This window comes from Enterococcus sp. LJL98 (assembly GCF_054871745.1).
Window position 1 is genome coordinate 105,803 of sequence record NZ_JBTXLU010000011.1, and the last position, 11,903, is coordinate 117,705.

Annotated in this window: 13 protein-coding genes and 1 pseudogene; all 14 read left to right on the forward strand. The window is 35.6% G+C overall.

What is annotated here, in order from left to right; translation table 11 throughout:
* Positions 1-81: 81 nt before the first annotated feature.
* On the forward strand, positions 82-1,455 hold the full coding sequence (locus ACYSNO_RS09820) for a lipopolysaccharide biosynthesis protein (protein ID WP_461730908.1): 1,374 nt from the start codon (positions 82-84) through the stop codon (positions 1,453-1,455).
* Between the two features lie 91 nt (positions 1,456-1,546).
* Complete coding sequence (locus ACYSNO_RS09825; protein WP_461730909.1) at positions 1,547-2,584, forward strand: SDR family NAD(P)-dependent oxidoreductase; 1,038 nt, start codon at positions 1,547-1,549, stop codon at positions 2,582-2,584.
* Positions 2,585-2,596: 12 nt separating this feature from the next.
* On the forward strand, positions 2,597-3,763 hold the full coding sequence (locus ACYSNO_RS09830) for a nucleotide sugar dehydrogenase (RefSeq protein ID WP_461730910.1): 1,167 nt from the start codon (positions 2,597-2,599) through the stop codon (positions 3,761-3,763).
* A 21-nt stretch (positions 3,764-3,784) separates the two neighbouring features.
* Positions 3,785-4,657, forward strand: a complete 873-nt coding sequence (gene galU, locus ACYSNO_RS09835; protein WP_461730911.1) for a UTP--glucose-1-phosphate uridylyltransferase GalU — start codon at positions 3,785-3,787, stop codon at positions 4,655-4,657.
* Between the two features lie 163 nt (positions 4,658-4,820).
* A complete protein-coding gene (locus ACYSNO_RS09840) occupies positions 4,821-6,899 on the forward strand; it encodes a BglG family transcription antiterminator (protein WP_461730912.1) in 2,079 nt (692 codons plus the stop codon).
* A 26-nt stretch (positions 6,900-6,925) separates the two neighbouring features.
* Positions 6,926-7,228, forward strand: a complete 303-nt coding sequence (locus ACYSNO_RS09845) for a PTS sugar transporter subunit IIB (RefSeq protein WP_461730913.1) — start codon at positions 6,926-6,928, stop codon at positions 7,226-7,228.
* Between the two features lie 30 nt (positions 7,229-7,258).
* A complete protein-coding gene (locus ACYSNO_RS09850; RefSeq protein ID WP_461730914.1) occupies positions 7,259-8,548 on the forward strand; it encodes a PTS sugar transporter subunit IIC in 1,290 nt (429 codons plus the stop codon).
* Positions 8,549-8,567: 19 nt separating this feature from the next.
* On the forward strand, positions 8,568-8,954 hold the full coding sequence (locus tag ACYSNO_RS09855) for a tetratricopeptide repeat protein (RefSeq protein WP_461730915.1): 387 nt from the start codon (positions 8,568-8,570) through the stop codon (positions 8,952-8,954).
* A gap of 28 nt (positions 8,955-8,982) precedes the next feature.
* The gene (locus tag ACYSNO_RS09860) at positions 8,983-9,846 is read left to right on the forward strand and encodes a class II fructose-bisphosphate aldolase (RefSeq protein WP_461730916.1); all 864 of its coding nucleotides are present in this window, start codon (positions 8,983-8,985) and stop codon (positions 9,844-9,846) included.
* A gap of 2 nt (positions 9,847-9,848) precedes the next feature.
* Positions 9,849-10,466: an AAA family ATPase gene (locus tag ACYSNO_RS09865; RefSeq protein ID WP_461730917.1), complete on the forward strand. Its 618-nt coding sequence runs from the start codon at positions 9,849-9,851 to the stop codon at positions 10,464-10,466.
* A 410-nt stretch (positions 10,467-10,876) separates the two neighbouring features.
* Positions 10,877-11,128, forward strand: a complete 252-nt coding sequence (locus ACYSNO_RS09870) for a type II toxin-antitoxin system RelB/DinJ family antitoxin (protein ID WP_461730918.1) — start codon at positions 10,877-10,879, stop codon at positions 11,126-11,128.
* A gap of 159 nt (positions 11,129-11,287) precedes the next feature.
* Positions 11,288-11,617, forward strand: coding sequence for an AbrB/MazE/SpoVT family DNA-binding domain-containing protein (locus ACYSNO_RS09875; RefSeq protein ID WP_461730919.1), 330 nt, complete (start codon positions 11,288-11,290; stop codon positions 11,615-11,617).
* A pseudogene (locus ACYSNO_RS09880) lies at positions 11,607-11,690 on the forward strand (type II toxin-antitoxin system RelE/ParE family toxin); the annotation flags it as partial. The gene ACYSNO_RS09875 and the pseudogene ACYSNO_RS09880, both read left to right, overlap by 11 nt.
* Before the next feature lie 49 nt (positions 11,691-11,739).
* Positions 11,740-11,903 (forward strand): transposase (locus tag ACYSNO_RS09885; protein ID WP_461730921.1); only part of this gene is annotated, 164 nt, incomplete at its 3' end.

Below are 11,903 nucleotides of genomic sequence, written 5' to 3' on the forward strand. Positions count from 1 at the left end.
ATAGATTGAAAAATATAAATAAACTTTCTATCTATTTGGTTATTCAAAAATATATATGACTATAAAGGGGTGAGAGAATCTATGAATAAACGATTGATGAAGACAACGGGAATATATTTTATAGGGAATTTATCATCTAAGATAATGTCCGCATTATTAATACCAATTTATGCATTCTATGTAACGACTGAAGATTTTGGTTATTATGATTTTACACAAACAATAATGAATATATTAAATCCAATAATTCTATTAGCCATATGGGAAGCTATTTTAAAATTTGTATTACTAGAAGAGAAAAAGGGAAAAAAAGAACGGATAATATCTACATCAACTATATTTACATTATTTATGTTAGTGTTATTTGTGTTTGGAGCATCAATTTTTTCAATCGTATCTAACAAAGAGATGCCACACTTAGCACTAGTAGTATTTATGATGGTCATAAATAGTATTGTTACTGTATGGCAATATTATGCTCGATCTTTATCGAATAAATTATATGTTATTTCAGGTGTTTCATCAACAATTATAAATTTCATATTTACTATAATTCTTATAGTTTTTTTAAAAACATCTTTAACTGGCTTGTTTATATCATATATATTAGGGCAAATATCAATATTTTTAATTATTGAAAGCAAATTAAGAATTCTTAAAAGAACAAAATTCAGTAATTTTGATATTAAGTTATTAACAGAGATGTTGGTCTTCTCATCACCATTAGTATTAAATTTAGTTTCTGCGTGGTTTATGTCAGGCTTTGCTCGAAGTATTGTTACAGTTAATCTTGGAGTAAAAGCAAATGGGTTATATTCATTTGCCAATAAATTCTCACTAATTATTACGATGTTAGGTTCTGTTGTAACTATGGCTATTATTGAAGAAGCAATCTTGTCTGTAAAAAATAAAAAAATTCAAGAATCGTTTAATAAAACTCTTGAAAACTTATTTGTTATATTCCAGACACTTGCGATATTATCTATACCTGCAATATCTATTTTTTATAAGTTTATTGCTGATACAGAATATTATCATTCATTTAAATTAGCGCCATGGTTAATTCTGTACTCGCTATTTAATATTATGGCGTCACATGTCGGGTCAGTCTTTCAAGCAATTGACAAGACTAAATATCAATTTACCACAACAATGTTAGGAGCCGTAGCAACAGTAGTTATCTCTACTAGTTTAATAGGAGTAATGGGTGTGTCAGCGGTTGTATCGGGGCAAGTCATCGGAGCATTATTAATGTTGACGTCTAGATATGTTTTGGTGAGGAGGTTTACAGATATTCGAGTAGATTGGACACCTTCAGTTATAAGAATAATAATATTTGTATTGGTTGCAATAATTAGTTTAAAGGCACCGATCTATATAGTTTTTATTGTAGAAATTCTTATGATGATTTTCTTTGTGTATAAGTATAAAACTATTATAAAAAAAGTTAAGTAAGTGGCTTTAAGGACATAATTTTTTTAAATTTAAATTTGATAAAAACAATACAATGATAATATATTGAAAATATTTAAAGTGAGGGAAGACATTGGAAGACACTAATAAAGAACGCATATGTCTTATTACAGGAGCAGCAGGTTTCATAGGATCATTCCTAACAGAAAGGCTTTTAAACAAAGGATACACAGTGGTTGGGATAGATAATCTAAATGAATATTATGATGTAAACCTTAAAAAATCTAGATTAAGAATCAATAAAAAAAATAATAACTTTATATTTATTAAAGCAGATATATCGAATAAAAATGAAATGATGAATGTTTTTGATGAATATCATCCTGAATTAGTAGTTAACCTAGCTGCACAAGCAGGAGTACGTTACTCTATAGAAAATCCAGATGTCTATATAGAGAGCAATATTACAGGCTTCTTTAACATTCTTGAAGCTTGTAGACGATACCCAGTAAAACATCTGATTTATGCGTCTTCAAGTTCAGTATATGGATCAAATAAAAAAGTTCCTTTTGAAGAAAGTGATTTTGTCGATCATCCAGTTTCTTTATATGCAGCTACTAAGAAATCAAATGAATTAATGGCTCATACATATAGTCATTTGTACGGAATCCCTGCAACGGGTCTACGTTTCTTTACAGTCTATGGTCCAATGGGTAGACCGGATATGGCTTATTTTGGTTTTACAGAAAAATATTTTAAAGATGAAACGATACAGATCTTTAATAATGGTGATTTTGAAAATGATTTGTATCGTGATTTTACGTATATTGATGATATTGTAGAGGGGATAGCAAGATTAATAGAATGCCCGCCATCTAGTTTGGAAAAAGGAATCGAGTCAGTCCCACATAAAGTCTTTAATATAGGTAATAATAATCCGGAAAAATTGATGACATTTATTACTACATTAGAACACTGCCTAAGTAAATCACTTGGAAGAAAAGTTGAGTTTAAGAAAAAATTTGAACCACTTAAAGCAGGGGACGTACCAGCAACATATGCCTCAACGGACAAATTACAAGAAATGATAGGATTCAAACCAGAGACATCAATCGAAGAAGGGTTGCAAAGATTTACTGATTGGTATGTAGAGTATTATAAGAAAAAGTAGGGAAGTGCAAACATGAAAATCACAGTCGCCGGTACAGGATATGTAGGTCTTTCTAATGCGGTTCTGTTGGCTCAGAACAATGAAGTTACTGCCTTGGATATTATCCAAGAAAAAGTAGATATGATAAATAATCGTCAGTCGCCTATTCAAGATGAGAAGATTGAAGAATATTTTTTGGAAAAGGAATTAAATTTAGTTGCGACAACGGATAACTATAAAGCATTTAAAGATGCTGAATACGTGATTATCTCAACACCAACGAATTATGATTCTGAATTAAATTATTTTAATACTCGTACAGTTGAAGCAGTCATTGCAAATGTCTTATCGATTAATCCAGAGGCAACGATGGTTATTAAATCAACCGTACCAGTAGGGTACACCGAGAAGATAAAAGAGATGTTTGATACAGATAATATTATCTTTTCTCCAGAGTTCCTACGAGAAGGAAAAGCTTTATATGATAATTTATATCCTTCACGGATCGTTGTTGGTGAACAATCAAAAAGGGCGGAAGTTTTTGCCAATCTCTTAGCTGAAGGTGCTGAGAAGGAAGAAATTGAAATTCTTTATACTGATTCAACGGAAGCTGAAGCAATTAAATTGTTTGCTAATACTTACCTTGCGATGCGTGTGGCTTACTTTAACGAATTGGACTCCTATGCTGAAATCAGAGGACTGGATAGCAAACAAATTATCGAAGGAATTGGTTTAGATCCAAGGATTGGTAATCATTATAATAATCCTTCCTTTGGGTATGGAGGATATTGTTTGCCAAAAGATACCAAACAATTGTTGGCGAATTATGCAGATGTTCCTCAAAATATCATGTCTGCAATTGTTGATGCGAACCGTACAAGAAAAGACCATATTTCAGATATGATTTTAAAGAGATCGCCTAAGGTAGTCGGTGTTTATCGCCTAACGATGAAGGCTGATTCGGATAACTTCCGACAATCTGCAATTCAAGGAATCATGAAAAGGATTAAAGCAAAAGGAATTGAAGTCGTTGTATTTGAACCTTCTTTAAAAGAACCTGATTTTTACAATTCTAGAGTAATGACTGATTTTGAAGAATTTAAAGCAATTTCAGATGTAATTATTTCCAATCGTTTTGAAAAAGAGTTGTTTGATGTTCAAGAGAAAGTTTATACGCGCGATGTATTCGGAGAAAATTAATTTAGAATGGAGTTCATTTCATTGACCAAAGTACGTAAAGCAGTCATCCCAGCAGCAGGTCTGGGGACAAGATTTTTACCTGCAACCAAGGCAATCGCAAAGGAAATGTTGCCGATTATTGATAAACCAACGATTCAATTTATCGTAGAAGAAGCGATTGAGTCGGGGATTGAAGACATTATTATCGTAACAGGCAAGGCGAAACGTCCGATTGAGGATCACTTTGATGCGAATTTGGAGCTTGAGCAAAACCTTTCGTCTAAAGGCAAGGATGAGTTGTTGGCCTTAGTTGAAGAAACGACAGGCATTAACATTCACTTTATTCGTCAAAAACGACCTTTAGGGCTAGGGCATGCGGTCTTGCAAGCGAAAGCTTTTGTCGGAAATGAGCCGTTCGTTGTTATGCTAGGCGATGATATTATGGAAGATGAAGTGCCTTTAACCAAGCAACTGATCGATACTTACGATCAAACCAAGGCTTCGGCACTTGCTGTCATGGAAATCCCGCATGAAGAGACGGATAAGTATGGCGTGATTGCGCCAAATGAAGAGGTGGCGGAAGGTTTATACGATGTGAATCACTTCGTTGAAAAACCAAAACCTGCCGATGCGCCAAGTAACTTAGCCATCATCGGTCGTTACTTGTTAAAACCGGAAATCTTTGAGATTTTAGCTAATCAAGAACCCGGTCTAGGTGGCGAGATTCAACTAACCGATGCGATTGATACCTTAAACAAAACCCAACGCGTCTTCGCGCATGAGTTTAAAGGCAAGCGTTACGACGTGGGGAATAAGATGGGGATGTTGGAAGCCAACATCGAATATGGGTTGACGCATCCTGAAATTAAAGAAGAGTTGAAAGACTACTTGAAAGCGTTGATCGAAAAGTTATAAAATAGATAAAATGTCTAATTCTTATGATAGAGTTAGGCATTTTATCTATTTTTATATACATTTATGAAGCGCTTACTTTATTGCGTGAAGATTGTGCAACAAACGGTACTTTCATAAAAGGAAGCGGAATCATATACTAAGGTCAGAAGTGAGGGACAGAAACATGAAAACTCGAACAATCGAATTATTAAGAAAACTTGTCTCAAGGCGTTATCCAATTTCAATCAAACAGTTAGCCAGTACGTTTGACGTGAGTCCTCGAACGATTAATAACGATATTGTTGAAGCCAATGAGTTTCTATTACACAAAGGGCTATCTGAAATCGTAACGGTTCATCAAAAAGGAATCGTCTTGGACCTTTCAGATGAAGAACGAACGAATTTAATTGAAGCGTTAAAACAGTTAGAAATGACTTATTTAACCCGTGAAGAGAGGAGTTTTGATCTGTTATTAGCCTTGGCCTTTTCGGGCAAGCCAATCTACCTTTATCAACAAGAAGAAGTCTATCTAATTTCAAAAAGTACCATGGATGAGGACATGCGACGCTTACGGGCGGAGGTTCAAGAGTATGGCATTGAACTGATTAGCATTCGTAAACAAGGGCTTGTATTGAAAGGGTTGGAACGTTCGATTCGAACGATGCTTTATGACTGGATTAATCGACAAGTGGGAGTGATTGATGGTAGTGAGGGAAGAGATGAGCAACTTTCGATTTCGAAAAAGATTTTATATCGTTACCTCCCGAAGCAAGAGTTTGAAAGTGTCGACGCCATTTATCAACAAAAATTGAGGCATTTTGATGATAACTTCTATAAGAATCAAATTGTTTTATTCACACTCATTTGGATTCATCGCCTTCAATTAAATGAAAGCCTTTTATTTTCGAATATAACGCAACAAGAAACTGAGGATCAAATGCTTGGTCATTTTATTGATAGGATCGCAGAAGCTTTTCAGTTACAACCATCGATTGCCGAACGTGATTATATTGCTTCGACAATTGAAACATTTAATGGCAAGGATATTAACAATTCACTGGAGTGGGTTCAAGCACAACTTCTTTCCATTCAATTAGTTCAATTTGTAGAAGCAGAAACAAAAATTCCTTTCAGTCAAAAGGAATGGACGCTTTACGAGGCACTCTACAAGCATTTAGCTGGTTTGATCAATCGCTTGAAGAACAACATTCAAATCACAAATCCCTTAATGACAAATATTAAGAAGAATTACGGAGCGATTTATCAAGCGGTTTGTCAATACATTCCAGTGATTGAAGAAGTCGTTGGAAAGAAAATCTCAGAAGATGAGGTGGCTTTTCTCGTCATTCATTTCTCAACGATTGCGAGCTCGTTAAAGCAAGACATTCAGTTGATTTATAAGTGTGTCGTGATTTGTAATCATGGTTTTGCGACTGGAAATCTATTGGCTGAAAATTTGAAAGAAAAATATCCAGAAATTCAAATTGTCGCTGTTTTAAGTTCAAAAGACCTTGAAGTGATCGATCGTCTAGATGTGGATTTAGTTTTTTCAACTTATAGTTTGGTGATGCACGCCAAGCCAACACTAGTGACGAGCCCGATTATCAATAAGGAAAATCAAGGAATGATTCGCCACTTCTTAGATACAAACAGTCAGTACCAACGATTGGAAATTAAAAAGAAGGATCAAACGAGTCTTTTTAACGATGTTTTACAAATGATTGACAAAAGTGGTGGAAAGGTTAGTCGTGCCATCTATCAAGAATTAGAAGAAAGTTTTGAAGCACATCAATTAACGATAAATAAAAGGGAGATTCAGCCGATGTTAAAAGACTTATTATTTGATAATCATATTTTGATTAACAAAAACGCAAGTGATTGGAAAGAAGCGATTGAATCGGTCGCATTACCATTGTTGAAGGAGGAGGCGATTGAAGAGAAATATGTCGATGCGATGATTGGTGCCGTCAATGAATTCGGTCCTTATATTGTGATTGGAAAACATCTCGCTTTGGCTCATGCCAGGCCAGAAGATGGTGTAAATAAATTAGGAATTAGTGTGGCAACGATGGAACAACCCGTCAACTTTGGTAACGAGGAACTTGATCCCGTGAAAATTATTTTTTGTCTAGCAGCGACGGACTCGTACGCGCATTTAAATATTATGAAGGAACTTGTTGAATTGATTCATGATGAAGAGAAATTGACACGTTTAATTGCAAGTCCGAATGTGGAAGCGTTTAAAACAATCTTGTTTAAATAAGAAAAGAAAAATGAGGAGGCTATAAAATGAAAAAATTAACGATTTTATTTGTGTGTGGTGCAGGATTGGGAAGTAGCTTTGCGGCCCAGATGTCGGCAGAGGATGTGTTAAATAAATTAGGGGTGTCTGCGAAGTTAGATCATGTGGATATCTCGTCAGCGGCTTCGATGCGAGCGGACTTAATCATTACGGCTGAGAATTTCCGTACGCAATTTGAGAAGTTTCATTTAGACCCACAAACAGCGATTATCTACTTAAAGAATATTGTTTCAAAAGCGGAAATCGAAGAAAAAATCACACCAGTTTTACAGGGGAAAGGCGTTATCTAAATTTAGGATAAAAGGAAAGAGGGGAATAAAATGGGCGTTATCAACTTTATTATTGAAAACATTTTAACACAAGCATCGATTACTATTGCTTTGATTGCCATGTTAGGACTGATGTTACAAAAGAAATCAGTCGGGCAAGTGATTTCAGGTTCGTTGAAAACATTGTTGGGGTTCCAAGTCTTAAGTGCCGGTTCAAGTATTATTGTTGGTAGTTTAATTTATTTTGGTGAAATTTTTACGGAAGGCTTCAATATGCAGGGAGTGATTCCGTCGATTGAGTCAATCAACGGACAAGCGATGAATGATCTTGGTTTAGGTCGAGACATTGCTTTAACCTTCTTAGCGATTTTTATTTTTAATATTTTAATTGCTCGATTTACGCGTTGGAAGTATATCTTCTTAACAGGACAAGCGATTTTATGGATGGCAACGATGACGACGGTTTTTGGTTATTTCGCTGGTTTAAGAGGCGTGATACTCATTTTAGTTGGTGGATTTGTTGGGGCTGTTTTTGCGGTAGCGATGCCTGCAATTGCTCAACCGATTATTCGGAAAGTCACTGGTTCAGACGACATTGCCTTAGGTCACTTTTGTACAATTGGGTACATGTTTGAAGCGGGAGTGGCATGGTTGTTTGGTGAACGTGGTGAAAACAAGAAATCAATTGAAGAGATTAAATTACCCGCAGCGTTTGAGTTCTTACAAGATACCTATTTATCTGTGATGGTTGTAATGGTTCCACTTTATATCATTACGGCATTATTTGCCGGAGAAGCTTTTGCCGGTCCGCTCTCAGGTGGGCAAAACTATGTCATGTTTGCTTTTTTACAAGCAATCCAATTTGTTGTTGGAGTGTATGTTTTATTAGCAGGGGTTCGTCTGTTATTGGGTGAAATTGTACCAGCGTTTAGAGGAATTGCGATGAAGCTTGTCCCTGATGCAAAACCTGCGCTTGATTGTCCGGTGTTTTTCCCTTATAGCCCGAATGCAGTAATTTTAGGCTTCATTACAACAACGATTGGTACGGTCATTGCTATGTTTGTCTTACCAACATTTGGCTTTGCAATGATTTTGCCAGGTATGTTAACGAACTTCTTTGCAGGAGGAACAGCAGGAATTTTTGGAAATGCAGTCGGCGGTCGTAGAGGAGCGATTATCGGTGGGATTGCGCATGGCTTCTTTATTACTCTCTTACCGGCGTTATTAATCGGTATCTTTAATCAAATGGGCTTTGTCAATGCAACGGCTACAGATGTCGATACGGTTGTTGCAGCATTCTTATACGCATGGATCTTAAGCCCTATCTTGAAAATGTTCTAAGAGTAAGGAGTGAAGAAAATTGTTTCATTTTTTTAAGAAAAAAGAAAAGAAAAAGGTTTTACCTGTCGTTGAAGAATTGTCGCAAGAGGAACGGTTGAAGCTCAAAGAGGAGATTGCTGTTTTAGAGGCAGCCATCATGGTGGAAGAACCACTTGCAAGTACCTATGAATCATTAGGGCTAAAACAAGCAGAATTAGGTGAAATAGATGCTGCAATTATTTCATTAGAACAAAGCCTTTCCTTAAAAAAATCAATTGGTACAGGATATAAAAAATTAATGCAGCTCTATAATCTCAAACGTGCCGAATCTGCTCGTAACGGAGAGGATGCGGGAATTGATTATTATATGGGGAAAATGGATGAGATGCGACAAATTGCTAAAGAAATGGTTATTAGTGGTCAATAAAAATGAGAAATGAATGGATGGTAAAATCATGTATACAACATTAAAAGAAGTGACAAAACAAGCAGAAGAACTGAATTTTACGGTGGGTGCCTTTAACACACATAACCTAGAAATGTTGCCGGATATGCTACGGGCAGCGAAAGAAATGGGTGCGCCGATTATTATCCAAACAAGCGTAGACACTGCCCGTTATATTGGTTTTCGAGTCCTCGTCAACGTCATGAAAGCTATTGCGGATGAGGAAATGGTTGATGCGGTACTGCATTTAGATCATGCGAGAGATTTTGATGATATTAAAGAAGCCATTGATAGTGGTTTTACTTCAGTTATGTATGACGGTTCGCATTTACCTTTTAAAGAAAATATTTTAAAAACAAAAGCAGTTGTTAAGTATGCACATGCACGTGGTGTTTCCGTTGAAGGTGAGCTAGGAACGATTGGCGGAACGGAAGAGGGCATTCATGTAGCAGAGGATGATAAGGTTTATACACGACCAGAAGATGCAGTGGAGTTTGTCAAAGAAACCGGAATTGATGCCTTGGCTATCGCGATTGGTACGAATCATGGACAATTTAAATCAAAAACAGAAGTCAACTTACCCTTGTTAAAAGAAATTCATGCCGTCGTTGATGTGCCATTAGTCATTCACGGTGGAACGGGCGTGAAAGAAGAAGACTATGCAGAATTGATCGACAATGGCATTCGAAAATTTAATGTTGGAACAGAATTACTCGTAAACTGGACAAAAACAGCAAAAGAAACTTTTGGAGAAACAGAAGTCAATAAATCTTTACGCCATAACATCATTCCTGCAAATGAAGCAGTCAAACAAATTATTAAACATAAAATTGGGTTGTTTATGAATCTAAAAAATCCAGTGGCACCAAAATAGCAATGAAAAAACATTTGATTTTGTTAGCAGGAAGTCCAGGAACAGGGAAAACGTATTTAATCAATCAGCTAAAACAAACTTTTCCACAGATGTTTGTCATTACGCCGGATGAAGCCAAAGAGTACTATGCCGAGTCTGTTGGTTTTAATGATTTAAATGAAAAAAAACAATTGGAAGATTCAAAGGTTTGGCCCTTTTATTATCAAGTGCTGTCACTCTATATGGATGCGGGAAAGCGACTGATTGTTTCGGAATATCCATTTAGTGACAAACAAAAAGGTCGGCTTTCAGAGATGGCCCAAAAATATGACTACGAGGTGATTACAATTCGACTCGTAGGAGACTTTGAAACACTTTGGCAACGTCGTTATCATCGAGATCGTGCAATGGACCGTCATCTAAGCTTTATTATGACTCGTTATCACTATGGCGATGTGTTAGAAAATCGCGAACTCGCAACGAATCATATTACAAAAGAGGCATTCCGCCAAATTATTACCGATCGTCAATATGACAACTTTGAGTTAGGTACACTATATGAAATTGATGTCACCGACTTTTCAAAGGTGGATTATGGTCCGCTAACCGAAGCTCTGAAAGAAAGAATTGATTTTGCTTAAAAAGTCGAATGATTTTAGGAACAAAAATAGCTCATTATGAATCGGGATTGATGAGTGGAAATTTAAAGATATCTGTCGGAATAAAGCGACCTTAAAAAGTTCGGTTTTTGATCTAACTTTTTGAGGTCACTACAGAGTTGGTACACTTTCAACGGGTATCTTTATTATTTAATGATAGATACGTTACTATTCGGCGCTTACGTAATTGTGAAGATATCGGTTCGAAAGAGTCCCTTCGTCGGATAGAATTGAGTCATCGAAATCGATCTTGTTGGAATCCCGTAAATGACAGAGCCGAAATTTTTTGTGGAGAGAGGCTTCGTATTAGAGAGGAAGGTTCGTAAAAATGATAATATGTCATGTTTCACACTGTATTTGTATCATGTTACAAGAGATTCGAGGTGACGGACATGGAAACAATAAGTTTTAGATTGGAAGATAAAGAAAAAGAAAGGTTGAAAGAAATTTTCGAAGAGATGGGACTAGACCTTTCTACTGGAATGCGATTATATGTCAAGAGGGTTCTTACTACGAGGTCTATTCCATTTGAATTGAGCGCTTCTAATCGTTTTGAGCAATCTCTATCGGACTACGAACGTGGGGATGTTACTAGAGTAAAAGATACGAAAGATTTAATGGCAAGCCTAAATGCAGAAGATTAAGCGTATTGTTTATTCAACAACATTCAAACGCTGTTATAAGCCATATTTAAAACTCCTTCATGGAACATTCTGAAGGAGTTTTATTATTTTCTATTTCGATCAAAATAGTGTAAAATGTAATTACCGAGTAATTACATTTTTGTGGAATGGAGGATTTTTATGATTACAAAAACACGAAAACAAGGAAACTCTATTATGTTAACAGTTCCTAGAGAATTTGATGTTCCTAATGGTGTAGAGGTTGAAGCGAAACTTGTAGAAAATGGTATTTTTTATGAGTTTGTAACACCCAAAAAAGAGTTCTTTGATTTTAGTGAGGATATTTTATCTGATATCCTTTCTGAAGGCTATCAGAATCAAGAGATATTAAAAGAATTCAAAAGTAGAAAAGCACAATTAACTTCTGCGCTTAGAACCATTGGAGAAGAAACGGTTGCAAGCTCTAAAGCAATGACTAAAGAGGAGCTGGCTAAAGAAATTGGCTTATGAGATCATACCCTCAAAACATGTTTTGAAGTATTTGAAAAAATTAAAGGAAAAACCATTAAAAGAAAATTTTTTAATTTGTTCTATGTTATAATCAGTCTATATAAGAAATGAGTTGATGTAACATGGAATTAGATACAAATAATCATTCAGTATTTCTTATTTATTACCACCTTGTTTTAGTGACGAAATATCGTAGACAAGTAATTGATGATGAAATATCTGACTATGCTAAAGCGACTTTTGAAAGAATTTCAGAATCATATCACATTACGTTAGTTGAGTGGAA

Bases quoted from the DNA above. Each gene is read 5' to 3' on its own strand.
- ACYSNO_RS09820 (WP_461730908.1), top strand. From the start codon at position 82: ATGAATAAACGATTGATGAAGACAACGGGAATATATTTTATAGGGAAT.
- ACYSNO_RS09830 (WP_461730910.1), top strand. From the start codon at position 2,597: ATGAAAATCACAGTCGCCGGTACAGGATATGTAGGTCTTTCTAATGCG.
- ACYSNO_RS09840 (WP_461730912.1), top strand. From the start codon at position 4,821: ATGAAAACTCGAACAATCGAATTATTAAGAAAACTTGTCTCAAGGCGT.
- ACYSNO_RS09845 (WP_461730913.1), top strand. From the start codon at position 6,926: ATGAAAAAATTAACGATTTTATTTGTGTGTGGTGCAGGATTGGGAAGT.
- ACYSNO_RS09850 (WP_461730914.1), top strand. From the start codon at position 7,259: ATGGGCGTTATCAACTTTATTATTGAAAACATTTTAACACAAGCATCG.
- ACYSNO_RS09860 (WP_461730916.1), top strand. From the start codon at position 8,983: ATGTATACAACATTAAAAGAAGTGACAAAACAAGCAGAAGAACTGAAT.
- ACYSNO_RS09865 (WP_461730917.1), top strand. From the start codon at position 9,849: ATGAAAAAACATTTGATTTTGTTAGCAGGAAGTCCAGGAACAGGGAAA.
- ACYSNO_RS09870 (WP_461730918.1), top strand. From the start codon at position 10,877: ATGGAAACAATAAGTTTTAGATTGGAAGATAAAGAAAAAGAAAGGTTG.
- ACYSNO_RS09875 (WP_461730919.1), top strand. From the start codon at position 11,288: ATGATTACAAAAACACGAAAACAAGGAAACTCTATTATGTTAACAGTT.